The 26,318-nt window shown below is 68.6% G+C and carries 17 protein-coding genes; 10 read left to right on the top strand and 7 right to left on the bottom strand.

What is annotated here, in order from left to right; translation table 11 throughout:
- Positions 1-135 precede the first annotated feature (135 nt).
- The 3 genes from ENSA5_RS14875 to ENSA5_RS14865 all read left to right on the top strand — a co-directional run bounded on the left by ENSA5_RS14875 (position 136) and on the right by ENSA5_RS14865 (position 6,027).
- Positions 136-4,293 carry a pilus assembly protein gene (locus ENSA5_RS14875; protein WP_106392318.1) on the top strand — a complete coding sequence of 1,386 codons (4,158 nt, stop codon included), beginning with the start codon at positions 136-138 and terminating at the stop codon, positions 4,291-4,293.
- Between the two features lie 284 nt (positions 4,294-4,577).
- Entirely contained in the window at positions 4,578-5,354 is a 777-nt protein-coding gene (locus ENSA5_RS37690; protein ID WP_181197764.1) for a hypothetical protein, read from the top strand.
- A complete protein-coding gene (locus ENSA5_RS14865; protein ID WP_146155711.1) occupies positions 5,347-6,027 on the top strand; it encodes a hypothetical protein in 681 nt (226 codons plus the stop codon). Before ENSA5_RS37690 ends, ENSA5_RS14865 begins: the two co-directional genes overlap by 8 nt.
- A gap of 34 nt (positions 6,028-6,061) precedes the next feature.
- On the opposite strand, the gene ENSA5_RS14860 is transcribed toward ENSA5_RS14865, so the two are convergent.
- Positions 6,062-8,932: a PEP/pyruvate-binding domain-containing protein gene (locus ENSA5_RS14860; RefSeq protein WP_146155710.1), complete on the bottom strand. Its 2,871-nt coding sequence runs from the start codon at positions 8,930-8,932 to the stop codon at positions 6,062-6,064.
- Between the two features lie 119 nt (positions 8,933-9,051).
- Between ENSA5_RS14860 and ENSA5_RS14855 the strand changes: the two genes are divergently transcribed.
- Both ENSA5_RS14855 and ENSA5_RS14850 read left to right on the top strand, forming a co-directional pair.
- Entirely contained in the window at positions 9,052-11,145 is a 2,094-nt protein-coding gene (locus tag ENSA5_RS14855) for an SEL1-like repeat protein (protein WP_181197763.1), read from the top strand.
- Between the two features lie 41 nt (positions 11,146-11,186).
- Entirely contained in the window at positions 11,187-11,684 is a 498-nt protein-coding gene (locus ENSA5_RS14850; protein ID WP_106392314.1) for a DUF2203 domain-containing protein, read from the top strand.
- A 177-nt stretch (positions 11,685-11,861) separates the two neighbouring features.
- Here the strand turns inward: ENSA5_RS14850 and ENSA5_RS14845 are convergent, their stop codons facing one another.
- From ENSA5_RS14845 to ENSA5_RS14825, 4 genes are all read right to left on the bottom strand, one after another.
- Complete coding sequence (locus ENSA5_RS14845) at positions 11,862-13,421, bottom strand: hypothetical protein (protein WP_181197762.1); 1,560 nt, start codon at positions 13,419-13,421, stop codon at positions 11,862-11,864.
- Positions 13,422-13,482: 61 nt separating this feature from the next.
- Positions 13,483-15,057, bottom strand: a complete 1,575-nt coding sequence (locus ENSA5_RS14835) for a hypothetical protein (RefSeq protein ID WP_106392311.1) — start codon at positions 15,055-15,057, stop codon at positions 13,483-13,485.
- Positions 15,058-15,196: 139 nt separating this feature from the next.
- Positions 15,197-15,958 (bottom strand): nitrilase-related carbon-nitrogen hydrolase, encoded by a 762-nt coding sequence (locus ENSA5_RS14830; RefSeq protein WP_106392310.1) that lies wholly within the window; start codon positions 15,956-15,958, stop codon positions 15,197-15,199.
- Between the two features lie 18 nt (positions 15,959-15,976).
- On the bottom strand, positions 15,977-17,146 hold the full coding sequence (locus ENSA5_RS14825; RefSeq protein WP_106392309.1) for a pyridoxal phosphate-dependent aminotransferase: 1,170 nt from the start codon (positions 17,144-17,146) through the stop codon (positions 15,977-15,979).
- A gap of 93 nt (positions 17,147-17,239) precedes the next feature.
- Between ENSA5_RS14825 and ENSA5_RS14820 the strand changes: the two genes are divergently transcribed.
- Complete coding sequence (locus tag ENSA5_RS14820; RefSeq protein ID WP_219906789.1) at positions 17,240-18,559, top strand: pyridoxal phosphate-dependent aminotransferase; 1,320 nt, start codon at positions 17,240-17,242, stop codon at positions 18,557-18,559.
- 357 nt (positions 18,560-18,916) lie between these two features.
- Here ENSA5_RS14820 and ENSA5_RS14815 read toward each other — a convergent pair whose 3' ends face one another.
- Entirely contained in the window at positions 18,917-19,471 is a 555-nt protein-coding gene (locus ENSA5_RS14815) for a peroxiredoxin (RefSeq protein WP_219906788.1), read from the bottom strand.
- A gap of 224 nt (positions 19,472-19,695) precedes the next feature.
- Here ENSA5_RS14815 and ENSA5_RS14810 point away from each other — a divergent pair, with 224 nt between their 5' ends.
- Positions 19,696-21,021 carry an NHL repeat-containing protein gene (locus ENSA5_RS14810; RefSeq protein ID WP_181197761.1) on the top strand — a complete coding sequence of 442 codons (1,326 nt, stop codon included), beginning with the start codon at positions 19,696-19,698 and terminating at the stop codon, positions 21,019-21,021.
- Positions 21,022-21,208: 187 nt separating this feature from the next.
- Here ENSA5_RS14810 and ENSA5_RS14805 read toward each other — a convergent pair whose 3' ends face one another.
- Entirely contained in the window at positions 21,209-22,474 is a 1,266-nt protein-coding gene (locus tag ENSA5_RS14805) for a DEAD/DEAH box helicase (protein WP_181197760.1), read from the bottom strand.
- 104 nt (positions 22,475-22,578) lie between these two features.
- Between ENSA5_RS14805 and ENSA5_RS14800 the strand changes: the two genes are divergently transcribed.
- From ENSA5_RS14800 to ENSA5_RS14790, 3 genes are all read left to right on the top strand, one after another.
- The gene (locus ENSA5_RS14800) at positions 22,579-23,304 is read left to right on the top strand and encodes an iron-containing redox enzyme family protein (RefSeq protein WP_106392307.1); all 726 of its coding nucleotides are present in this window, start codon (positions 22,579-22,581) and stop codon (positions 23,302-23,304) included.
- A gap of 537 nt (positions 23,305-23,841) precedes the next feature.
- The gene (locus ENSA5_RS14795; RefSeq protein ID WP_106392306.1) at positions 23,842-24,519 is read left to right on the top strand and encodes a peroxiredoxin family protein; all 678 of its coding nucleotides are present in this window, start codon (positions 23,842-23,844) and stop codon (positions 24,517-24,519) included.
- Positions 24,520-24,995: 476 nt separating this feature from the next.
- A complete protein-coding gene (locus ENSA5_RS14790) occupies positions 24,996-25,967 on the top strand; it encodes a transposase (RefSeq protein ID WP_181197759.1) in 972 nt (323 codons plus the stop codon).
- Positions 25,968-26,318: the final 351 nt, after the last annotated feature.

The following is a 26,318-nucleotide window of genomic DNA, read 5'->3' as shown; positions in this document are numbered from 1 at the left end:
CGCTGACGCCCGCCAACTTGCAGCAGGCCTGGTCGATGAGCTCGCCCGACGTCGGCTACGGCGGCGGGCACAACAACGACAACGTCATGGCTGACGTGTGCGTCGAGAACTTCTTGGGTTACGAGGAAAGTTGATATGAGCACGCAAACTCGAAATAACCGGGCTGGGCGGGGGCTGTGGCTGAAGCTGCTCGGGATCGCGCTGCTGGCCTTCGGCATCGTTGGGCCCACGCAAACGGCCGAGGCGCGCCTCGATCCTTTTTATATTGTCCATGGTGCCAGCTACGGCGTGGTGTCGCCGCGGGTGTTGTTCTTGCTCGACAACTCGGGCTCGATGGCCTTCGACGAGACCTACAAGCCCTACTCCTATTACCCGGACACGAAGTGCTGGTGGGACAACTGCGAGGACGACGACGCCGGGCAGCTCCAGAGCCGCATGAACGCGGCGCGGCGCGTCATCCGTGATCTCGCCGCGGCCAACGAGGGCCTGGCCGAGTTCGCGCTGATGACTTTCGGCAACGCGCTGCCGCCCGACGGCTCGAACAAGCGCCCGGTCCCCGATGCTTGTGAGTCGCTGAACAACGGTAAAGACTATCGCTTCACCTGGGCCGAGAACGTCAATCAGCCCTACTCGACGCAGTGGAAGCCGGCCAGCAACCCCTTCGGCGAGCAGGGCATCTGGGTGCTGTGCGGGGACAACCGCCCCTTCCCCTACCTCCGCCACGACGACCTCGGCGGGTTCTCGATGCCGAACAACAGCGAGGATCCGCTCCTGGATCAGCCGCTCTACGTGACCGAGTCGAACCTCGAGGCGTTCGAGAACCACGCCAACCGCGAGCGCGCGGTCCACTGGTTTCCGCGCTTCCTCGGTCGTCGCTTCAACCTCGACTGCACCGACTCCTATGAGCTGGAGATCGTCAAGAGTTCGGTCGGCGACTACGGACATAATAACAATCAGAAGCTCGCCGCGATCTGCGGACGAGATTTCTACTACTGGCCCTACGTCGACGGGAACCCTGGGTATTCCTATTATAGTGCCCTCAGCGAAGACAGCATGCGGCACCAAGAGTGCGACGACAACGGCAACTGCAAGACCAAGACCCACCAGGTTCACCGTCTGGGCGTGACCCGCCGCGATCAATGGGTCGGGGCATCGCTCTATGCGCCGTTTTACTCCAAGGCCGTCAAGAACAACCCTGACATCGATTGGGCGGACCAGGGTCCGCGCAGCAAGGAGGACGCCGCGTTGATGTTCGACGGCATCGTCGACAAGTCTTACGCTGGCGGCGCGGACGCGACGGGTGGGACCCCGATGGCCGTGGCCATGGGCGTGACCGAGTATCTGGTCAAGACCGACAACGAGGGCAAGCTCCTCGGGCCCAAGCCGGCGTTGACCCAGAGCAACGCGCCCTTCTCGCATCCGACCGTCGCTTCCTACCTCGCGTTCATGCGTCTGGCCGAGGAGGACGAGCTGTGTCGGCCGTTGTCTTTGATCATCGTGACGGACGGTCAGCCCTACCCGTGGTCGACGCAGGGCGGCGCCAAGCTCTACGAGCGCCTGCGCAGCGTCAGGCGCCTGCTCGGGGTCAAGACCTACGTCGTCGCGTACACCGACGGCATCGTCGAGAACCAGCTCGCCTTCGACCGCGTCCACGAGATCGCCTGCTCCGCGTCGGGGGCCAACTCGATCCCGACGCCCTGCTCGGGCGGCAACGACTTTGGCCACTGGGACACCTGCCGCGACCCCGAGAGCCCGGCCGACGGCTGCGCCTGGATCACCTCCGATTACACCGAGCTCTCGGAGGCGCTCACGACGATCATCCGGCGCGAGGTCGAGCTCGACGTGCCCGGGGGCACGCCGACGGTCGCCAACGAGTTCCAGCTCTCGGATCCCAACGATCCTGACTCCGCGCAGGCGGCCGTTCAGACCACGATCGACTCGTGGACCGAGGCCCCGGCCTGGATCGGGCACGTCGCGCGCCGCGCGTGCACCGACGAAGATCCCGACAACCCCGGCGAGCTCGCGGACTACTGCGCCAACGCAGTCGACGCGCCCCTCGACACCGACGAGCTCGAGAGCTTCGGGCCCTGTCCGCTCGGTCGGGTCTGGGATGCTGGCGAGTGCCTGGCGCTGACCGACTGGAAGGATCGCCGGGTCTACACCCACGATCTGAGCAACAACGTGATTCGCGTGGCCGAGGAGTCCGGTGAGCCGACCCCCGAGTTCGTCTCGCTGGTCGAGGCCCTCCACGATCAGGGCCGCATCGACCCGCCGCTGTCGAATGACAACAGCGTGCGCGAGGACGAGATCATCGCAATGACCGAGTGGCTGCTCGGCCGCAACATGCCCGATGGCTGGAAGCTCCCCGGTACGCCCAATTCGGCGCCGATCCTGATCCGGCGGGTCCCGCAACAAAACTCGAGCTTCTTGCCGAGCGTGGGCATTCGTGACCCCCACTGCGCCGGGCGTCGCAACGCCCAGGGCGACGAGATCCCCGACTCGCTCAAGGAATTCTCGGCGGACGCGTGGGCGCTGACCTCCGGGGGCGGCTTCGACGACCACTACGACTACGCCGAGGCCGTGCTGGTTGGCGACGACTTTGGCATGTTGCACGGCTTTCACTACGACAGCGGCAACGAGCTGTTCGGCTTCGTCCCGGCCGCGCTGATCAACAACTCGCGCCAGCTCTCGGTCAACGGGACCGAGAATTTCGGCCAGTCGGAGCAGGCCTCCGAGCACGTCTTCGGCATCGCCTCGACCGTCAACGCGGGCTGGGCCTACGACGACGAGGCCGGCCAGTGGCGACACCTCGCGGTGTTCGGGCTCGGGCCTGGCGGCGCGGAGATCCTGACCCTCGACGTCTCGCACATGGGCCGGGTCCAGGACGACGACCCGATCGAGGTCGTGTGGACGACCTCGACGGCGGCCAACGCTGCGGACTACGCCGCGACCCTCGGCCAGACCTGGTCGCGGCCGGCGCTGACCTACGCCGTCCCCAATCATGAGATGTCGGTCGAGCCCGCGGCCTATCTGGTGTTCGGCAGCGGCTACCGCGACGAGGTCGGCGCGGTCGAGCGTGGTCGCACGGTCTGGGTCGTCGACGCGATGACCGGTGAGACCGTGACCGAGCGCGCCTACGTCAAGTCCGTCAACAAGACCTACGACGTCAGCGACGACGTCACGCAGGTGTCCGACATCGCGGTTGGCTCGCACTGCCTCTCGCGCTACTGGGGCGAGATGCAAGAGGCCTACTGGGCCGACAACGCCGGTCGCCTGTTCCGCTGGGACCTCGCTACGGAGGTCAGTGACGTCAGCTCGTTCCCACACGTCGCTGACAGTGGCGGCGAGTGGCCGAAGAGCGACGACGGCTTCGCGGTTGCGAACGAGGCGGTTCGGTTCCGCGCGTGCGAGAGCAACGAGGATTTCGATTGCAGCGTGGCGCCCAACGGCAAGGGCGACGTGTTCACCTTCGCCCCGGCGGTGGTCGCCAACAACCGGATCGACGAGATCAACGACCCGGGCACGAGCCTGGCCCTCGGCGATCGCGATCAGTTCTTGATCGCCCTCGCCAGCGGCAGCCCCAACGACAACGCCGTCGACGGCGGCGATGAAGACAACGAATTCCACAGCAGCATCTACCTGATCGCGGACGACCATCGCGTCGATCCGGGCGGAGGCTTTGACATCCCCGACGGCGGCGACTTGACCGGCCCCGGGACGCACCCCCACTTCATGCGTCTCGCGCTCAACGAGATCGAGCGCACGCGTACGCTGTACTTCCCCGACGGGAGCTCCGACGTCGAGACCCGCAACTTCTCCAAATTGGCGCGGCCGATTCGCGCGCCGATGATTCGGGTCACCGGCCTCGCCGACGGCGAGCAGCAGGTCGACGCCGAGGTCTACTACATCACCTATACGATCTATGAGCCCGGCAACTCGTCGTGTGACAGTCGGTGGTTCAACGACGACACCGGCGAGTGGGAGGCCGACCCCGGCTCGACCTACGAGGTCAGCTTCCGCCTCGTCGTCGGTGGTGGCGATCCCTTCGACTTCACCAACGGCTACGCGCTCAAGAGCGACTTCAGCGACGGGTTCGGGACCGCTGGCTCGCTGAGCGGGCCGGTCGTGCGCGAGGAGAAGTGTGGGGGCGACAACTGCGGGGCCGTGCTCGCGGCGCCCAAGACCTCGCCTTGCGACCCCAACGAAGACGCGCCACCGGTCGGCGGCGCGATCTCGATCCAGACCAACTACTCGGAGGTCGAGGGCTTCTCGCCCTTCGAGATTCCGATCTGAGCGGAGCCTCGCTGACACGAGTCACGGCCTGCGGCGCCGTGGCTCGTGGCCAAGATCCTCGCGCGCCCTTGGCCGCTGGTTGTGTTGATGTTGGCGCTCGGGTGCCGAGGCGGTGCGATCTTCTTGTAAGGGGGACCTCGTGTGCGTCAGCGGCGTGTGATGGAACCGGGCAAGGGCGAGAAGGATGAGGGGGACGGCGACCCGGGCGACGGCGACACGGGCGATGGAGGGGGGCGAAGATCCGTGGCAGCGGCACCTCATTTGTGAGACCTTGCGAGCGAACCATGATCCGAAAACTGAAAAAACCTGGACTGTTCGCGGTCGAGTGCGTCCTCGGCTTCGCGTTGATCACGCTGCCGCTCGCGTGCAAAGACGCTGCGACGGACGACGGCACCGATAGCGCGGGCGATGGCGATGGCGACGGCGATGGCGACCCCGGCGACGGCGACGGGACCAGCACCAGCGAAGGCAATGGCGGCGACGGCGACGGCGACTGCGAGCCGGGCACCTACGGCTGTGAGTGCCAAGGTGGTCTGTGCGATTCCGGCTTGATGTGCGTCGACGGGATCTGCGAGATCGGCGATGAGTCTGCGTGTACGCCCGGGACCCTCGACTGCGAGTGCGACAACGGCGCGTGCGGCGAAGGGCTCGAGTGCATTGAGGATGTCTGTGGCCTCCCTGCGAGCCCCTACCCCAACTGCGGGTGGAGCGTGATGAACGAGTGGAACGCCTGCGGCTTCGACCTCGAGAACTCAGCCGCGCCGCTCGACTGCGGGGCCCTCGATCTCATGGCCGGGACCCCGTGCCCGCGCGGGCTCACGGTCATCGGTTGTTGCGATGAGAACGGCAACAACTGGTGGTGTGAAGGCGGCACGGTCGCGTTCGAGGACTGCGGCGGCGGGACGGGAGACGGCGACGGCGACGGAGACGGAGACGGCGACGGAGACGGCGACGGAGACGGAGACGGCGATGGCGACGGAGACGGCGACGGAGACGGCGATGGAGACGGAGACGGAGATGGAGACGGAGACGGAGACGGAGACGGTGATGGCGATGCGTAGGCGTTCCGTGTGGACCGGCTTCGCGGTCGCGTTCGCGGCCTCGCTCGCGGCCTGTGGTCCGGCCCAGCCGCCGCCGGTCACCGCCCCCGAGGCTGGCGCGGCTCCAGTCGAGCAAGCGCCCGAGACCGAGGCGCCGAGCGCCGAGCTGGCGGTCCCGGCTGCGCTCGATGGCAAGGTCGAGATCGTCGATCAGGCGAGCCCCGAGGCCGAGGCCGCCGGGCTGTCCGACGCGGTCAAGGCCGCCGGGCTCGGCGGGCTGTCCGAGGGGCTGGTCGTGCGCCTCGAGCAGGACATGAGCGTGTATCGGCTGTGGAGCGGACCGGATCGGCTCTACGGCGAGAACACCAACCGCCTCGGCTCGTGGTGGGCCTTCGACGCCCCGTCCGGAACCGAGGCCCAGTATCGCGTCGACTATGGCGTGTGTGAGGGCTGGAACGATCTGACCTGGGCGGTCGGGTGCACGCTGGCCGCGGGCGCCGTCGTGATCATCGGCCCGGGCCAGTCCGTGTCCGCCGAGGCCTGCGAGAACCCGGGCGAGTCATACACGGTGAGCGACCACTGGCAGGTCTACATCGCCGAGCCCTGGACCCGGACCGGGGACGACGGGGATCTTCACTGCCCCGACGACGCGGACTACGCCGTCAATCCAGACGACCTCGCCGCGCGCGAGTGAGTGAGGCCGGGTCGCGGGTCAGCGGGGCAGCGGGTCAGCGCCCGAGCAGCCCACGCAAGAACCCGTCCGGCGACGCGAAGGCCACATCGACGCTGCACGGCGCAGGCTCCTCGCTGAGGAGCCTCCCGCCGGCGAACACCCGCAGCAGCCCGGCGCTGATCTCGATCCGATCCACAGCCACCCCGGCCGCGGGATCGAGGCTCAGCGTCGCGGCCCAGGGCGCGCCGCGGTCGAGGCCCGGGTGCTCGACGGCCGCGAGCTCGAGGTGATCGAGATCGAAGCGCCGAGCCCCGCCCTCGAGACCCCGGGCGTCAACCCGAACCCGCGCGACGAAGGGCACGCGCCCGTGGCCGTGGTCGAGCTCGCGGGGCGCCATCGGATCGGTCCAGACCTCGAGCAGATCGACGCGCGTGCGGCTGCCCCGGCAGCTGCGTCGCTCGATCCGATCGGCGAAGACCACGAGGTCGCGGGGGATCGGCTGGTCGAGGAGCTGCTCGGCTCCGGACGGCACGCCGGGGTCGAGGCTGCGGACCTGCTTGATGACCATCCGCGCGCTCGCCGGGGTCGCGCTGGCGTAGCCGGGCCAGCCCGCGGCGACCTCGCGAAACTCGATGTCGAGGGTCACGCGGCCGCGCGCGCGGGCGCTCGGGAGCCGACGGTTTTCGATCTCGAGCCAGCGCTCGGCGATCGCGAGGGAGTCGCGAAACAGCTGGTCGAGCGTGGCGTCATGGAGGACGTCGCCGGACGCGAGCTCGGTCGATCGTGACACGCGCTCGATCCGAACCGGCTCGCCGACGCGCGCGAGCGTGACCCGATCGACCTCCGGCAACACCTCGCCCGCGCGATCGGGCGGCGGGTTGGTCACGCTCAGGGCCCCGAGCTGGACGTCGACCTCCATGCTCGCGCGGACCCGACCCGGGGCCTGGACCGCGCCGCGGCGGTCGCCGGACAGGTCGAGGGTCAGGGTCAGGACCCCGTTGCTGCGCTCGAGCTCGTCGTCGAAGCGGGCGTGGACGAGCACGGCCATGTCGCCGTCGAGGTGATCGATGCCGGTCAGCCGCCGCTCCTCGAAGGCCTCCCAGCTCCAGTACGAGGCCCAGGTCTTCTTGATCGCCCACTCGGCGGACTTTTTTTGATCGCGCTCGCGGGCCTGAGCTTCGGGGTGGAGGAAGCCGGTGTTGGAGTCGTAGAGGCCCGCCCCCGAGAAGCCCTCGACGTCCTCGACGGTGCTCGACGAGCGAAAGCGCAGGCCCTGGCTTGGGGCGAAGTGGCCGAAGTGCGCGCGCAGGGCCCGGTCGATCGCCTCGGCCGCGGGCGCGCTCAGGGGCCGCTCGCGGATCGCCCGCTTGATGCCGTCGTGGATCAGGAGCTTGGCGATCGGGTCGCGCTTGGCTGTTTGGGGCGGGTGGGCCTCGATGAACTCGCGGACCCAGGCCTGGTCGGCGGCGCTCGCAAACCGGGCGTCGAAGTCCTCGCGGCCTTCGAGCAAGAGGTAGCGCGCGCGGCCGTCCCGGTTGAAGGTCGGATCGCTCAGCGTGTGTTCGAGCAGCGCGCGGAGCTCGTGGATGTGCTCGTGGTAGGCGCGGGTCGTGATCGCCAGGGGGCGCTCGGGCATGGTCGTGCCGGCCGCGTGCAGGACCACGAAGCCGGCCGCCTTGCCGCCGACGATCCCGCGCAGCTCGGGTACCCGCGCCGGGGCTTCGCGGTCGAGGTCGAGGGTGTAGGGCAGCGTGGTGGGGTCGACGGGGTCCAGGGTCGGCGGGCGCTCGCGCGCGAGCGCCCGCCACTGGCCGTAGGCCTCCTCGGAGATCGGCTCGATCGTCAGCTCGCGCGAGCCATCGGCGAGGATGACCACGGGCGCGTGGACGCGCGAGAGCTGATCGAGCTGCGGATCCTCGAACAGGCCGCCGACGTAGGCGTTGGGGATGCCGCGGTTGCGCGCGAGCAGGTTGACGTGGGCGAGCGGGGTCTGGGGCACGGCGGTCAGCAGCCCGGCCGCGGCCGGGAGCTCGTCGGGGACCGAGGGCATCATCCAGATCACGCCCGCGTTGCCCTCGGTCAGGACCGCGGCGGCCTGCTCGGGATCGGCCGGCAGCTTGCGGAGGCGCCCGGCGATCAGCCCGGGGTTGTAGACCTCGATCTCGCCGGGGACCGCGAGCTCGGCGTACTTGGTCAGGCGTGAGGCCAGGGGGTGCTCGTGGGCCCGGAGGCGGGCGACGAGCTGGTCTTGGGCGGGCGAGCGCGCGATGTACTCGAGGCGCTCGCCGAGCTCGTCGGGCAGCGAGCTCGACAGCGTGGCGAAGAACAGCTCGAGCTCCTCGGCCTCGACCTTGTCGCTGTACTCGAGCTCGAAGCCCCAGCGTTCGTCGCGGGGGTGCTCGCCCGCGCGGGCCGGGAAGTGGACGATCGTGCCGATCCCGAGGGCGCGACGCTCACGGTGGACGGCGATCTCGTAGAAGTAGTCGGAGTAGAGGCGCTCGTCGATGATCCGCATGCCGAGCGGCGGCGGGCTCGAGCGAGCGCGGACCCACTGGGTGATCTCGTCGACGGTCTCGAATTCGTGGCCCGACACCGGTCGCTCGCGCGAGCCGGGGACCTGCTGACCGTTGAGCAGCCGAAACCAGTACCACTCATCGTGGAACTCGTAGAAGCGGCCGTCGAGGTAGCGGAGGTGCTGGTTGTTGGGCTCGCCGAAGCCGACGATCACGAACTTGAGCACCGCGGTCCCGGTCGCGCCGACGGCCGCGTGGGCATTGAAGTCGGCGCGGTCCTCGACCCGCGCGAAGGTGTGATCGTCGAAGCCGTCGTCCTCGGGCCACTGCGGGGTGCTCACGGGGCACGCGACGAGCAGCCACGCGAGCGCAGCGAGGCACAGGGGGAGCAGCGAGCGGGCGAGGGGGCGCACGGAGGGCATCGTCGCGGGCCGGGTCGGGGACAGCGGCTGGGACCTCAGTGTACGCGCCGCGCGGCGGTTCGGGTTCGGGTAGACTCGGCCCGATGTGGCCTTCGTGGCGAGATTCAGGCTTGGGCCCCCGAGGGTCCGCGGCGGCGCTGTTGGCCGTGTTGGCGCTGCTGGTGGTCGTCGGATGTCGGCCCAAGGATGGCGGCTGCGCGGATCCGGTCGCGTGCGAGCGAGCCTGCTCGCCGCGCTCGACCGAGGCTTGCTTCGCGGCCGGGCGCATGTACGGGGCCGGGATCCACGGTCGCCGCCAGCCCAAGCGCGCGGTCGAGATGTTCGAGCAGGCCTGCAAGGCCGGGCACCCGGGCGCGTGCACCTACCTCGGGTCGAGCTACGAGCACGGCGTCGGCGTCGGGGCGGATCTCGCTCGGGCCCAGCGCTACTACGAGAGCGCGTGCAACTCCGGTGACGGTCGGGCCTGCATCGGGCTCGGCACGCTGATCGAGGCCGAGAACCCCAGCCAGGCCAGGGTGTTGTTCGAGCGCGGGCTCGACCGGCTCGAGGCCGGCTGCGTCGGCGAGCCCGAGACCCACTGCGGCGCGCTCGCGCTGCTTCACGTCCAGGGCATCGGCGTGGAGATCGGGCTCGACGAGGGCGAGCGTCTGTACGCGATGGCCTGCGACGCCGGCGACGTCGAGTCGTGCAGCGCCGTCGCCGAGCTGGTCCGGAGCCGGGACCGTGCGCGCAGCGACCAGTACTACGCGCGGGCCTGCGACGGCGGCTACCTCTACGCGTGCGTCCAACACGGCATCGATCTCCTCCTCGGTACGGGGCCCGACGCCGACCCTGGGGCTGGGGTCGCGCGCCTGCGTGAGGCCTGCGAGGTCGGTGAGCCCCGGGCCTGCGCTGCGCTGGGCACCGCCTACGTCTCGGGCGTCGGCGTGGAGGTCGACGCCCAGGCCGGGGTCGCGCTCTACGAGCGAGGCTGCCGCGACGGCGACGGCTACGCGTGCGGTAGCCTCGGGCTGCTCTACTCGCTCGGGACCGGGGTCCCGCGCGACCTCGATCGTGCTGGCGGGCTGTTCGCCCACGCCTGCGAGGCTGGCGACGCGCTCGCCTGCGGCAACCTCGGTTGGATGCACCTGCGCGGGATCGGGTTCCCCGAAGACCGCGACGGCGGCGTGAAGCTGCTCGACGACGCCTGCGAGGCCGGCGACGGGCGCAGCTGCTACCGACTCGGCCTCCACCTCGCCGAGCAGGGTCCCGACCACGAGGCTGGGACGACCGCCGAGGGCGAGGCGGCGCGGCTGTGGCGGCGCGGGTGCGAGCTCGGCAGCCCCGACGCGTGCACGGCGTTGTCGGTCTCGTTCATCGACGGCGAGTCGGGCGGCGAATTTGGCGGAGACCCAGGCGCTGGCGATCAGCGCCTGGCCGTCGACCTCGCCCGCTATGGCTGCCAAGAGGGCAGCGCGGCCGGCTGCACCCTCGCCGGGCAGATCTTCGCGCTCGGTTGGAACGTCGAGCAGGATCGGACGACCGCCGAGGCTTACTTTCGCTACGCGTGTGATCTCGGCGACGTCGACGGCTGCGAGGTCTTGGCGAGCTGGCTCGGGGCCGGGGCCGACGCCAACCCCGACGCCAACCCCGACGAGGATCGGGCCGCAGACGAGGCCGCCGCGGCCGAGCTGTGGGTCCGCGGCCGGAGCCTGCGCGAGCGCTCGTGCAGCGAGGGCGAGCTCGAGGACTGCATCGTGCTCGGGGCCTACTATGTGCGCGGGCTCGGGGTCGACAAGGACTTCGGGCGCGCGGTCGAGCTCTACGGCCAGGCCTGCGAAGGTGGGGTCACGCTCGCCTGCACCCAGCGCGCGCAGATCTTGATTACCGGCAGTCTCCGAGGACCTGAGTCAGGGGACGATCAAGACCGGCTCGAGGCCAACTACGCCGAGGCCTTCGAGCTCTTGTCTCAGGGATGCGCAGCTGGCGATCCGCTCGCGTGTGTGTGGCTCGGGCTCGCCTACCATCGCGGACGGGGGGTCGAGGCCGATGGCGAGAAGGCGGCCGAGTACTACGGCCGCGGCTGCGAGCAGCGCTTCGCGTTCGGCTGCATCGGCATGGGCAAGCTCCATGAGCAGGGCTTCGGCGTGGCCAAGAACAGGCGCGCCGCGAGGCGTTTCTTCGCTCAGGCCTGCGATCTCGGCGCGAACAAGTTCTGCCGCTAACCATGGTTGACTCGCGCAGGGTCACGGTCTAGTGAGGAGCCGTGGCGAGTCGCTACTTCACCCTCGAGCAGGCTCAAGCGCTGCTGCCTCGAGTGCGCAAATTGATGGGCCAGGCCCTGCAGCTGCATGGTCACCTGCGCACGGCGATCGCCCGACTCGGTGACGCCGGCCACGACATCGACTGGCCCCTCCTGCGCGGCGAACAGGAGCTCGACGAGTTCGACGACGAGCCCGCCGCCCAGGCCCTGGCCAAGGCCCGGATGATCTACCTGGCCCTGCGCGAGGTCGTCGCCCTGATCGAGGGCCTCGGGGTCGAGGTCAAAGGCGTGATGGAGGGCCTCGTCGACTTCCGCAGCTGGTGCGACGGCGAGCAGGAGGTCGTGCTCTGCTACAAGCTCGGCGAGCCGGAGATCCGCTTCTTCCACGGGCTCAACGATGGCTTCGCCGGACGCCGCTCGGTCAAAGGCCACGAGTTCACGACCGAGCGGACGAGCCCGACCGACACGAGCCAGCTCGAGCCCATGCTCACGAGTGAGTGAGCGCTTGATTTAGGGCTAGCAGCCCGGGGTGCAATGCCTCGCGCCGCCTCGTTTGGCCTTTTCGCCGAGGGCTTTGTCGCCAAAACTTGCAGTACGCCCGGTACAGCGGCGTTTTGGCTTCGCGCCCTCGGCGAAAATTCCGGCGCGAGGCGACACGAGGCATTGCACCCCGGCCTGCTAGAAGCTCAGGACCTGGCCCTGGATCTGAAAGACGTTGTCGGACTTGCCGCTCCAGACTACGGCCACGAGGTTGCCGGACGTCGCCATGCGGACCCAGTAGGGGAGGTCGGTCGTCGGCCATGGGGCCTCGTCGCCGACGTCGGTGACCAGCGGCGTGTCGGCGCCGATGAAGCGACGGATGTGGACGCGGTTGGCGAGAGCGTCGGGCCACCCAAACGCGAAGGTGCCGTCTTCGAGGGCGACGACGTCGCTGGTCGGAGAAAGGGGAGTCTCGAGCCCACCTTGGAGCAGCCACGCCGCGCCGTCGGGGGCGAGCTCGGCGTCGACGATCGCCGCCCAGACTTCCCGGTTGCCGTTGTCGAGCCGAGTCCAGGTCAGGGCCACGCGACCGTCGTCGGCGATCGCCAGCTGCGGATCTCCGTAGGGATGCGGCTGGAGGTTGAGGCTGACGGGCGCGTCCTCGACCCAGCCGTCGTCGAAGCGGCGCAGCTCGATGTCGCATGCGTCGGTCATCACGCCGTCGCAGGCGGCCCAGGCCACGACCGTGACCTCGGGCCCACGCGCGAGGGTCGGGTTCCGGCCCGGTCGATTGGCATAGTTGGGGTTGGCGGTCTGGGCCAGGGTGATCCAGCTTCCGCCGAGCAGATCGAAGTCGTAGCGGCGCAGGTAGATGCGGCCGTCGTCCTCCCACACGTAGGTTGCGATCGCGCCGTCGAGGATCATGTCGGCGTGCGCGACCGGGTTGGGCCCTTGGTAGATCGGCGCGAGCTCAGCAGCCTTCCCGGGCGCGCGCGCGGCCGCGAACACGTCGCGGTTGACGCTCATCTCGTCCTCGCCGTTGAGGACCATGTAGACGGTGTGATCGTCGAGATCGTCGGTCTCGATCATCGCCTGTGAGGCGATGGTCGGTTCGGTGAGGAGGTCGGTGACCTCCTCCCCCGCCCCGAAGGGGGTCGCGAGATCGTCGAACCACCGCACGCGGATCTCCTCGGTAGCGAGCGCGACGTACGAGACCGCGAAGACGCCGTCGGAGAACATCGCGAGCCCCGGCCACAGCGAGTCGCTGCCCTCGAAGTCGTCGAACTCATCGACGTAGACCGAGTGCTCACAAAAGCGGCAGCTGCCGCCGCAGTCGACGTCGAGCTCGTCGCCGTTGCGGACGTCGTCGCTGCAGCTGGGCGTCGCGCAGACCTGCTCGTCACAGACCAGCGAGTCGCAGTCGCCGGGCTCGAGGCAGGCCTCGCCGGGTTCGCACGCGGGGCAGCTGCCCCCGCAGTCGAGGTCGGTCTCGTCGCCGTCGTGGACGGCGTTGCTGCAGCCGTCGCCGTCGCCAGAGTCGCCGTCGCCAGAGTCGCCATCGCCATCGCCGCTGCCCGTGTCGCCGTCTCCGTCGCCGTCCCTGGAGTCGCTGTCGCCGTCGCCGGAGTCGCCGTCCCCGGTCGTGGTCTCAGCGCCGGATTCGCTGCCGTCGCCTCCCGCGTCGAGCAGGGGGTTGGGTCCCAGACACGCGGTGAGGCCGAGCCCCAGCGCGCCAGCAGCGAACCGCCTCAAATGCATGGCGTAGCTTAGCGTCTGTCGAGCTGTCCTCAAAGTTGCCGACGAGTCTCGACCGCACTCTTCAAAAGCTCAGCACCTGGCCCTGGACCTGCGTGACCATGTCGACGGTCGCGGACCACACGACGGCGAGGCGGTTCTCGACGCTGGACAAGCTGACCGCGCCGGGGTTGCTGACGTTCGGCCACGGGGACTCGTCGCCGAGCTCGGGTAGCTTCGGCATGTCGGGCCCGACGAAGCGGCGCAGGTGGATGCGACTTTGGGGGGGGTCGCACCACGCGAACGCGAAGCTGCCGTCGCTGAGGGCGGCGACGTCGGCGTAGGAGGCAAAGGGGAGGTCGACCTGCAGGGTCCACTGGTCGCCGTCGAGGGCGAAGTCGGCGTCGAGCAGGCGCGCGCGAACCTGGGCGCTGCCGATGTCGAGGCGGCTCCAGACCACGGCCGCGCGACCGTCTTCGGCGAGCGCGACCTGAGGGTAGATGTAGGCCTCCTCGGTCTCCGTGACGATGATCGGCGCCGGGTCGATCCAGTCGGTGTCGAAGCGACGCACGGCGACCGTGCACGGGTACCCATTCATGGCCGCGCAGCGGACCCAGGCGACGACGACCACGCCGTCGACGGTGAGGCTCATGACCGGGTACGAGCCCTTGTAGTTGTCGGGGTCGGTCTCGGCTGAGAAGGGGTTGATGTCGATCCACGCGCCGTCGCCGACGTCGTAGTCGAAGCGACGGACGAGCACCTGGCTGTCTTCGGTCCATGTGATCGTCGCGCGGCTGCCGTCGAGGCTGAGGTCGCCCTCGTCGACGATGTTGCCGGGCGGGTTGACGAGGTGCTTGACTAGCTCGGTGTCGGGCTCGCGCTGAATCAAAAACAGGTCGGTCGACACGCTGGCGCCGTCGACCCCGGGAACCAGGGCGTGGATCGGGCGCTCGTCGCCGGCACCCGCCGCGAAGTGGATTGGCTCTCCTGGGCTGAACGAGACGTCGTCGCTGATCTCGACGTCCGGTCCGCTGGGGTCGCCGAACTCGTCGAACCACCGCGCCCGCGCCTGCATCGGGCCGCCGTAGGTCACCGCGAAGCTCATGTCGGCAAACATTGCGACTTGCGGGCGAACGGCCGAGCTCCCTTCGAAGTCGTCGAGCTCGGGCTGGAATTCGCTGTGCTCACACATCACACAGGGCCCGCCGCAGTCGCTCGCTCGCTCGGTGCCGTTGTGGACGCCGTCCTTGCAGCTCGGCGCCTGACAGATGTTATGGGTGCAGACCTCCGATTCGCAATCGCTCGCCTCGACGCAGCTCGAGCCGTCGGTGCAGGGCTCACAGTTGCCGCCGCAGTCGACGTCAGCCTCGCCCTCGTCGAGGACGCGGTTGCTGCAGTCGCCGTCGGCGTCGCCGTCGCCGGTCTCTGTGTCCCCATCGCCGGGCTCGGTGTCGCCGTCGCCGGTCTCCGTGTCTGCGGCGTCGCCGTCGCCCGTGGTCGCGGTCTCGCTGTTGTCCTCGCCCGCGTCGAGCAGGGGGTTGGGTCCGAGGCAGCCAGTGCCGAGCAGCCCGAGCAGTCCAACTACGGTGGCGGAGGTCGAGCGTCCACCTGTCTTCTTCGTCTCCCGACTCGGGCCGGGGGAGACTGTCATCGAATACATGACCTCAGCTTATCGCAACTGCGCGTGAAATCGATGCATCGCGACCGCGCGGCTGCGCGGAGTCTGGTGTGACCGTAGGGCCAAGGCGGCTGGCCGGCCCCGCGCGCGGGGGAGCGAAATTGCTGCCGGCCGCCGCCGCTCAGAGGCGGTCGGCGAGGACCGGGAACTTGGTCCGCGCTTCGCGGACACGGTCCGCGTCGATGTTGGCGAGCAGCATGGTCTCGTCGCGGCTGGCCGCGACCACGATCTCGCCCCACGGGTCGATGATCATGCTGTCACCGCCATAGGTGATCCCGCCACCTTCGCCGACGCGGTTGAGGCCGACGACCCAGGCCTGGTTTTCGATCGCGCGCGCGCGCAGCAGGGTCTTCCAGTGTTCGCGACGTTTTTGGGGCCAGTTTGCGACGACGACGTAGAGGTCGGTGCGCTCGGCCAGGGCCCAGAAGTCGTCGGCGAAGCGGAGGTCGTAGCAGATGAACGCGCTCACGCGCACGCCTTCGATCGTCCGCGTGAGCGTGTCGTGGCCCGCGAGGTAGTGCTCGTGCTCGCCCGCGAAGGTGAAGGGGTGCCGCTTGCGGTAGCGGTAGAGCTCGCCTCCGGGCCCGGCGAAGATCAAGGTGTTGGCGGGGTGCTCGGCGCGAGGCTCGGCCCGCTCGGGTACCGAGCCGCAGACCCACAGGCCCAGATCCGCGGCCTGGTCGCGCAAGAAGGAGACGCTCGGTCCATCGGGGGGCTCGGCGATCCGCGCGGTGTCCATCGAGAACCCGCACGCGTACATCTCGGGCAGCACGACGAGGCGCGCGCCCGCGGCCGCGGCCGCGCGGAGCTTGGGCGCGAGGCGCTCGAAATTGGCCGCGGGTTGTTCCCAGGCGATGGTGGTTTGGAGGGCGGCGATGCGCATGGTGAGTTGGCGGGGGTGTTACTTGCGTAGTTTTTGCAGTCGCGCGAGGCCCTCGTCGAGGACCGCGTCGGTCTTGCAAAACGCCCAGCGGACCAGGTGTTTGCCGGCCTCGCGCTGGCTGTAGAAGGCCGAGGTCGGGATCGCCGCGACGCCGATCTTCTCTGGCAGCATGCGACAAAACTCGAAGTCGTCGTCCCACCCGAGCGGGCGGATGTCGGTCTGGGCGAAGTAGGTCCCGGCCGGGGTCAGGACCTCGAAGCCGACGTCGGCGAGGCCCTCGCACAGCTTGTCGCGCCGGGCTCGGTACTCGGCCTCGAACTGCTCGAAGTAGGCATCGGGCGCGCGGTAGCCGTGGACCATCGCGTGCTGGAAGGGCGTGCCGTTGCAGAAGGTGATGAACTGGTGAGCGCTGCGCAGGGCCCGAGTGATCGGCGCGGGCGCGCAGCTGTGGCCGATCTTCCAGCCCGTGAACGAGAAGGTCTTGCCGGCCGACGAGATGACCACCGTGCGCTCGCGCATGCCCGGGAGCCCGGCGAGGGGGATGTGCTCGCCCTCGAACACGAGGTGCTCGTAGACCTCGTCGGTGATCGCGAGCACGTCGTGCTCGCGACACAGCTGGGCGATCAGCTCGAGCTCGACGCGGGAGTAGACCTTGCCCGAGGGGTTGTGCGGCGTGTTGACGAGGATGGCGCGGGTCTTGGGCGTGAACGCGGCGCGGAGCTGCTCCGGGTCGAATGAAAAGTCGGGCCCGCGCAGGGTCACGAGCTTCTCGTGGGCTCCGGCCATGGCCACGCTGGCCCGGTACGAGTCGTAGTAGGGCTCGAACAAGATGACCTCGTCACCGACCTCGCACAGCGCGGCCAGGGTCGCGTAGATCGCCTCGGTCGCCCCGGCGTAGACCGTGACCTCGGTGTCTGGATCGTAGTCGAGCGCCCAAAAGCGTTGTTGGTGCTCGGCGATGGCGCGGTTGAGCTCGGGGATGCCCTGGGTCCGGCAGTACTGGTTGTGGCCCGAGCTCAGCGCCTCGATCGCCGCTTGCTTGATGAAGTCCGGGCCCTCGAAGTCGGGGAAGCCCTGGCCGAGATTGACGGCGCCGTGCTCGATCGCCAGGCCGGTCATCTCGGCGAAGATCGTGGTCCCGAAGCCCTGGAGGCGGGAGGCGAGCCAGGGCAGGCGTGTGCTGGTCATCGCCGCGAGTGTAACCGCTGGCGTCGCTCAGGTGGCGCGCACAACCGTTCGCGGGCTAGCCGGGTCTCGGGATCCTGCGGCATAGTCCGCGCGATGGTTAAAGAGCCACAGGACCTCAGCGAGTTTGCGGCGGCCCCGAGCGAGGGCGACGGCCGCATCTCCACGATGGCGGCCGGGTTGGTCGGCAGTGAGATTCTCAAGATCGCCGGCGACATCCGCGAGCTCGGGCGGGCGGGCGTCGAGGTCTGCAACCTGACCGTCGGCGACTTCAAGCCCGCGCAGTTTCCGATCCCCGAGCTCCTCGCCCAGGGCATCCGCGACGCGCTGGCCGCCGGCCAGACCAACTACCCGCCGAGCAACGGCGTGCTCGAGCTGCGCGAGGCCGTGCGGGCCTTCTACGAGCGCGAGCTGGGCCTGGGCTACACGACCGACTCGGTTCTGGTCGCGGGCGGCGGGCGGCCCTGCATCTACGCGGCCTACCGCGCGCTGGTCGACGCGGGCGACACGGTCGTCTACCCGGTCCCGAGCTGGAACAACAACCACTACTGCCACATGCTCGGGGCGACCAAGCTGCCGATCACCTGCGGCGTCGACAACAATTTTTTGCCCACGCGCGAGGCCGTGATCGAGAGCCTGCCCAAGGCGCGGATGCTGTGCCTCAACTCGCCGCTCAACCCGACCGGGACCGCGTTCTCGCGCGAGGCTCTGCTCGGGATCTGCGAGGCGATCGTGGCCGAGAACCACCGCCGCGAGCGCAGCGGTGAGCGGCCGCTCTACCTGCTCTTCGATCACATCTATTGGATGCTGACCTTCGAGGGCGTCGAGCACTACACGCCGCCGCAGCTCGTGCCCGAGATGGCGCGCTGGACCGTGTTCGTCGACGGGATCTCCAAGGCCTTCGCGGCGACCGGGGTCCGTGTGGGCTGGTCGGTGGGGCCGGTCGACGTGATCCAACGGATGTCGGCCTTTCTCGGGCACGTCGGCGCCTGGGCGCCGCGGGCCGAGCAGCTCGCGACGGTCGCGATGCTCGAGGATCCGGCGGCGGTCGCCGAGTTCCACGCCGGGTTCAAAGCTGGCGTGCTCAGCCGCTTGCGTCGGCTCTATCGCGGGCTCCGGGAGCTGCGCGAAGCGGGGCTGCCGGTCGACGCGATCGCGCCGATGGGGGCGATCTATCTGACCGTGCGCGTGCATCCCTTTGGCAAGACCACGCCCGAGGGCAAGACGCTCGAGACCAACGAGGACGTGCGCAAGTACCTGCTCGACGCCGCGCGGGTGGCCGTCGTGCCGTTTCAGGCGTTCGGGACCGGCGACGCGGGCCAGGGGTGGTTTCGGCTCAGCGTCGGTGCCGTCGGCGAGCAGGAGATCGACGACGCGCTGCCGCGGGTCGGGGCCGCGTTGAAGGCGCTCACCTAGCAGCGCGTGGTGCAATGCCTCGCGCCGCCTCGCTTGGCCTCTTCGCCGAGGGCTTTGTCGCCAAAACTTGCAGTACGCCCGGTACAGCGGCGTTTTGGCTTCGCGCCCTCGGCGAAGATTCCGGCGCGAGGCGACACGATGCATTGCACCACGGGCTGCTAGCAGCGCGTGGTGCAATGCCTCGCGCCGCCTCGCTTGGCCTCTTCGCCGAGGGCTTTGTCGCCAAAACTTGCAGTACGCCCGGTACAGCGGCGTTTTGGCTTCGCGCCGGAATTTTGCTTCGCGCCCTCGGCGAAAATTCCGGCGCGAGGCGACACGATGAATTGCACCACGGGCTGCTAGGCCTGGCCCCGGCGATCAGAGCTTGGCCGCGTCGTCGAGGACCTCGCGGGCGTGGACGCCCGGATCCACGCCCGGGTAGACCTCGACGACCTTCCCGTCGCGATCGAGCAAGAAGCTCACGCGCGCCGCGTACCCGCCCCGCAGCTTGACCCCAAAGGCCGTCGCCCAGCGCTTGTCGGTGTCGGCCACGAGCGGGAAGGGGATCTCGTGCTTCTCGGCAAACTCGCGGTGGGACTCGTTGTCCTGGGTCGAGACGCCGATGACCATGACCCCGGCGGCCTCGTACTCGGACCAGATGTCCCGGAACGCGCACGCCTCTTTCGTGCAGCCTGGGGTGTCGTCGGCCGGGTAGAAGTAGACGACCGCTGGCTTGGCGAGGCTGCCCAGGGTCAGCTCGGTGCCGTCGTGCGCGGTGGCCTCGAGCTTCGGGGCTTGCACGCCGGCCTCGAGCAGTCCGGTGCCGCCGTCGGGGCGCTGGGTCTCGCCGCAGGCGCCGCTGGCCACGGGCATGGCGAGGCACAGCAGCAGCACGGCGAGGCGGGGGACGAGGGGCGTGGCGAGGCGGCGCATCGCCACCGATATGGCCGATACGAACGAGGCCTGCAACAGGGGCCTGCAGAAGCGCTCACGCTTGGCCCAACGATCAGTGTCCAGGCCCACCCGACTGGAGGCTGACCAAACGGCGTTGGGGGCGGACAGGGATGCCGTGACGATCCGCTCCGCGCTTCGTCGCCAGTTTCTCGGTACAGTGAGACGGGAGTCGGACCATGCAAAAAACTGTGATCTCTTGTTTCGTGACGCTTGGCCTGTTCAGTTTCGTGGGCTGCGGCGGTGGCGAAGGTCGCGGGACCTCGGCCGGGACCGGGATCGACACTGGCATCGATAGCGGGGTCGACACGGGCGTCGACGGCGAGACCGGCGGCGAAGATGGCGACAGCCAGACCAACACGGGCGACGGCGACGGCGACGGCGACACGGGCGACAACAGCGAGGGCGGCGAGTTCAAGTGGGACGTGCTCGGCGTCCCCGACGGCGGCGACGCGTGCGGCGGCGGGGGCGGGGGCAACGACCCGACCTTCTCGTACCTGTGGGCCGCCAACAGCACCCAGGGCACGATCTCCAAGATCAACACGAAGACCGTGACCGAGGAGGGCCGCTACATCGTGCGCCCGGACGGCGCGGGCAGCCCCTCGCGGACCTCGGTCAGCCTCGCGGGCAACGTCGCGGTTGCGAGCCGCTCGGGCGGCGTGACCAAGATCTACGCCAACCCCGAGGACTGCCAGGAGAGCAACGGTATGCCGGGGATTCAGACCTCGAACAGCAACCAGTACCTCGCGTGGGGCGAAGAGGAGTGCGTCGCCTGGCACACACCCTTTGGCTACGCCTCGCAGCGCCCGGTCGCGTGGGGGGCGGGCACCTTCAACAACGGCAACTGCGCCTACGAAGAGGTCGAGCTGTGGACCTCGGGCAACAACGGCGGCGGCTCCCTCGACGTCATCGTGCTCGACGGCGACGACGGCTCGGTCGTCGAGATGGTCGAGATCCCAACGGGCGGCGGCAACCTCAACTCCGACTTCTACGGCATCTACGGCGGCGCGGTCGACGGTGACGGCAACTTCTGGGGCTCGCAGCTCGGGGCGAGCGGTCAGTTGGTCCGGGTGTTCCGCGAGGACATGACCTACGAGATCTATCACCCGCCCGGCGGCCCCCATTACTACGGCATGACCGTCGACAGCGAGGGCTACGTGTGGCTGTGCGCGAGCGTGGTCACCCGCTACGATCCCCAAAACGACGCGTGGGCGACCGCGCAGACCGGCGGCAACTCGGGCTGCATGGCCGAGGCCGGGCCCGACGGGCTGCTGTGGATGGCTGGCGGCGGCGGGGTGATCGGGGTCAACCGTGAGAGCCTCGCGGTCGAGAAGAACTGGCCATCCAACGGCTCCTACGGGGTCAGCATCGACTTCGAGGGCTACGTGTGGGCGGTGGCGTACGGTTCCAACGCGACCAAGGTCGACCCCGACACGGGCGAGCTGTGGACCTACAGCGGGCTTGTTGGGGCCTACACCTACTCCGACATGACCGGCTACGCGCTGAGCAACGCCGGGATCCCCAACGGCTGACGCGCGAGGTGACGGCGCGGTCTTTGACGGTCATGCGGTGGGCCGTCATGCGGCGGGCCGTCATGCGGCGCGCCGATGCCGTTGATTCGCTCGACGGTCCGCCAAAAGCTCGTCGTCCTCAGGTTCGTGACTGTGGATGACGTGGCCCACGCGCGTCACGAAGCGAGGTTGTTCGTGCTGCGCTCGACTACTGCGGCCGACGAGGCCGTCGTCCGCTTCGCTTGCCGCGCCGAGGCTTGTTGCGCGACGGCCCCCTGCCGCCGCCGCCGCCGCGGCCCTGGCCCGACGACTTACCCGCGAGGTCCGTCGGCCCCGGCAGCGCCTGCGCGGGGGGATAGGCGTGATCCTCGACGCGATCGATGTGACAGCGAAGCAGGCGCTCGATGTCCGCGAGGTAGGGGCGCTCCTCGATGTCGCAAAAGGACAGCGCGATGCCCGAGGCCCCAGCCCGCGCGGTCCGGCCGATCCGGTGGATGTAGGTCTCGGGGACGTTGGGCAGATCGAAGTTGATCACGTGGCTGACCGAGTCGATGTCGAGGCCACGCGCGGCGATGTCGGTCGCGACGAGCACGCGCAGGTCGCCCTTGCGGAAGGCATCGAGGGCGCGGGTGCGGGCGCCCTGCGACTTGTTGCCGTGGATCGCCGCCGAGCCGACGCCCGCGTCGCTGAGGTACTTGGCGATCCGGTTGGCGCCGTGCTTGGTCCGGCTGAACACCAGCGAGCGGCTGACGGTCTTGTCGTGCTGAAGGAGATCGACGAGCAGCTTGCGCTTGTTGGCCTTGTCGACGAAGTAGAGCTGCTGGTCGACGTCGGCGGGCTCGGAGACCCGCGCGACCGCGACCTCGATCGGATCGTGGAGCAGCGTGGCCGCGAGCGTGCGGATCGAGTCGGGCATCGTCGCCGAGAAGAACAGGGTTTGGCGCTTGGTGGGCAGCTTGGCGACGATCCGGCGGATGTCGGGCAAGAAGCCCATGTCGAGCATCTGATCGGCCTCGTCGAGCACGAAGACCTCGATCTTCGACAGGTTGATCTCGCCGCGGCTCATGAGGTCGAGGAGGCGTCCGGGGGTCGCCACGATCGCGTCGACGCCCTTGCGCAGCTCGCGGATCTGCGGCTTGTCGTTGACGCCGCCGAAGATGACCGTGTGCCACAGCTCGAGGTGCTCGCCGTAGGTCGCGAAGCTCTCGCCGATCTGGGCCGCGAGCTCGCGCGTGGGCGTGACGATCAGCGCGCGCAGGGCCGGCTCATCGTCGGCGCTCGCGTCGAGGTGTTGGAGGATCGGCAGGGCGAAAGCCGCCGTCTTGCCGGTCCCGGTCTGGGCGCAGCCGAGGATGTCGCGGCGGGCCAGAGCAGGGGGGATGGCCTGGGTTTGGATCGGGGTGGGTTGTTTGTAGCCGGACTCGCGGACGGCACGCAGGAGAGGCGGCACGAGGCCGAGCTGGTCGAAGTTCACGGGCGGGGGGTCCCACGGATCGCAGGATCTTGCAAGCGAGGGAGCGCTTGGCGCGGGCAGCGGCGGCGCCTGCGGGGCGCGAACTCCTGAGGCATGATTGGGGCATGGACCGCGAGACCTTCGCCGAGGCGCTGTTGCAGATCATGGAGCGCAAGCAGCACTGGGCGTGGCCGAGCTTTGGCGCGGGTGAGGTCGCGGCCGAGTTGCTCCACGTCCACCTCGAGCAGGAGTACGCGACCTATGTGCGCGACTTTCCGGTCCTGGTCGGGCGCGTCCACGTCCAGTGCCCGATTCCGGCCGTGCGTCGCGAGCTGGCCGAGAACCTCTATGAGGAGGAGACCGGGGGCCTCGCGGCCGGGCGCCCGCACCCCGAGCTGTTTCTCGAGTATCCCCGGGGCCTGGGCATGGATCTCGCGCGCTTCGAGGCGGTCGAGTTGCTGCCGGCTGCGGCGGCCTACCGCGCGACGATCGACGAGCTGACGGTCGGTTGTGGGTGGCTGACCGCCGCGTGCGTGGTCACGATCTTCATCGAGGGCACCGCGCACGAGCGTGGCGAGCTCGATGCCGCGGTCCCGAAGCGGCCGGCTCCGCCGCTCGAGCAGCACCCGCTGGTGGTCCACTATGGGTTGCCGCTGGAGTCGCTGGCGCTGACCAAGGCTCACCGCGCGGTCGAGGGGGATCATCGGGCGGCTGCTTGGGGCTGCGTGCTCGATCATGGGCCCGCACACAGACGCGTGGATGCGGTCGCGGCGATGGAGCGGGTGCTTGGGGCGTGGGGGGCGTATCGCGACGCGGTCGCGCATGCCTGTGGGCTGACGCGGGCGTTTTGACCAGCCCGCGCGTTTTGACCAGCCCGCGTTTTGACCAGCCCGAAGGTCGCTCGCGTTGTGGCGGCCTTAGTTTGACCAGCCCGAAGGTCGCTCGCGTTGTGGCGGCCTTAGCAAGTGCCGAGCCAGCCCGCGCGGGGGCTTGACCAGCCCGTGCGGCGTTTTGACCAGCCCGAAGGTCGCTCGTGTTGCGCGTTTTGACCAGCCCGAAGGTCGCTCGCGTTGCGGCGGCCTTAGCAAGTGCCGAGCCAGCCCGCGGGCGTTTTGACCAGCCCGCGGGCGTTTTGACCAGCCCGCGTTTTGACCAGCCCGAAGGTCGCTCGTGTTGCGGCGGCCTTAGCAAGTGCCGAGCCAGGAGCGGCTCCTTGTCCTCGGCTCGACCAGCCTGAGGACGTTCCGACGATGGGGCTGATGCGCGCAGTCAGCGGCTACAGTTGGTAGAGTCTAGCCATGCATCTCTTGGCTTCCCGAGAACTTGCGTGTGTCGCGCTGAATGTATGGTTGGCTCTCGGTCTGGCCTTTGGACCTGCTGCCTGCACGGTGGAGCCTGGCTCGGGCTCCAGTGGCGATGGGGATCAGGGCAGTGAGGAGAGCACGGGGGAGGGAGCTGGCGATGGGGACGGCGACCCTGGTGATGGTGATGGTGATGGCGATGGGGATGGTGATGGCGATGGGGACGGAGAGGTGTGCGTCGGGGTCACGCCAATCATCGATGGTGATGGCGATGGCGATGGGGACGGCGATCCTCCTTGCGTCGATTGTGCCCCCTACTGGCGTCTCTACGACTTTCAGCCGCAGAGCTGCGGCTTCGAGCAGACCTACGGCCTCGACTCCTTCCAGGGCCACGTGACCCTTGTCGCGCTGCTCGCCGGCTGGTGCTCCTACTGCCAGAGCCAGGCGCTGAAGATGGAGCAGATGCGACTCGAACTGAGGCTCGAGGGCTACGACGTCCAGTTCCTGGCCATCAACATGGTCTCGGCTGACACCGAGGAGTATCAACAAAACTTGATCGAGCGCTGCGCTTTCCCGCTGTTCCAGGATACTCCGGAGGACGACGCCTACGACCTCCATGGTGGCGGCAAGGACGACATGTATATCTACTCGCCTGACGGTACGCTGTTCCTCGAGCTTCCGGTGGGTGGGGACATCAGCACGAACTTGGGGACTGATGAGGGCTACGACAACATCAAGCAGGCGTTGATTGACGCGTCGGGCTAAACTCCTCGACTTGCCCGGAGGACCCTCGACCAGGCCGGACCCTCGACCAACTCGCGAGCCCGCGGGACCAGCCCGCGCGGGACCAGCCCGAAGCTCACTCTCGTTGCGGCCGCCTCTGCAAGTGTTGAGCCGGGAGGACCTGCGACCAGCCCGGGGAGGACCTGCGACCAGCCCGGGAAGGACCTGCGACCAGCCCGGACCCGCGACCAGCCCGGACCCGCGACCAGCCCGGACCCGCGACCAGCCCGGACCCGCGACCAGCCCGGACCCGCGACCAGCCCGCAAGGACCCGGGACCAGCCCGAGCCGCGCGCGCGGGACCAGCCCGCGCGGGACCAGCCCGAAGGTCACTCTCGTTGGGGCCGCCTCTGCAAGTGTTGAGCCGGGAGCGGCTCCTTGTCTTCGCGCTCGGGTTCGTCGCATGCTTCGAGAGAAAAAAATCTGCAAACCTCGAGTCTGCCGGCCGACAGACCGTCTGTGACCCCGCCGCGCTCGATCCACGCAGAACAGACCGTGTTCATCACGTGCCGCGCCGTGGGACAAAGCTTCAGGTTCGTCCCGACCGAGAGGGTCACGGAGACCCTGCTCTTCGTCCTGGCGTACACCTGCTCGAAGTTTCCGGTCTCCGTCCACGAGGTCGTGTACATGAGCAACCACTTTCATCTGTTGATGACTGCGCACACGAAGTGCATCCCCGACTTCATGGAGGAGCTCAATTCGTTGGCTTCGCGCGCGTTGAATGCTCTCCGAGGGATATCGGGGACGAACATTGAGAAGGGCTACGGTCTCGTCGAACCGCAAGACGCCGAGAAAACGCTCGAGCACGCGGTCTATACGCTAGCGAATCCGTGTGCGAGTAATCTCGTGACCAAGGCTCGTCACTGGAAGGGCGTGACGACGATTCGAATGCGATACGGTGACGAGCTCGTGCTGCGCAAGCCTCGGTACGGGATCTGGGCGCCAAAACAGCCGAACAAGAAGCATGAATCGGGTAGGAAGCGGAAGCGCCGCGACGCGAGGACCGGCTCGAAACGCGATCGGAGCCAGATACCCACGACTGCGACGTTTCGACTCGTGCGACCGCCAGTTCGGCCAGATTTAAGCGATGACGAACTTAGGGATCTCGTGCTTGAGGGGGTCGAGGCGAGGGAGAATAAACTCGAAGCCAAGCGGCGGCGGGCGGGAAAGACCGTCCTGAAGATGCGCAACGTCAAGGCGCAACACTGGGCCACGATGCCTGGCGCCGAGGACTTGTTCGGGGTACGGCCGACGGTGTCCTCGACAGACAAGTGGAAGCGCATCGAAGCGCTGCAGCGGAAGAAGGCGTTCGAGAAGGCGTACACCGAGGCGAGGATACGCTGGCTTGGCGGGGACAGGGACGTTGAGTTTCCTGATGGTACTTGGTTGATGTGGCGCCGGTATGGGGCGCGATGTGCTGGATATTCATAGAAGAACTGGTCGATGGATGCGGGCGGGCATGGCGACCCGCTTGTTGGTGCTGGTTGGGCGTTGGTGGTCGGTGAATTGAGATTGGTTTAGCGTCAGTTTGCGGGTTTTGCTTAGCTGTCGGAGGTGGGCTTTTCTTCGTGAAACACCGCCTTCTGATCAAATCCGGGCAATTCTTCCGCTACGGTAGACATGACCTTCGGGCAGGGCGCCGTGACCTTCGGGCAGGGCGCTGCGGCAGCGGACATGACCTTCGGGCAGGGCGCTCGGGCAGGGCGCTAACGTCAATCATCGCGACGAAGAGCAAGCACAAACCGAGCCCCCCCCCCTTCCCCCGCGTCTTCGACCCAAGCC

Source organism: Enhygromyxa salina, from assembly GCF_002994615.1.
GTDB classification, from domain to species: Bacteria; Myxococcota_A; Polyangia; order Nannocystales; family Nannocystaceae; genus Plesiocystis; species Plesiocystis salina_A.
This window is presented reverse-complemented; position numbering and strand designations above follow the sequence as displayed.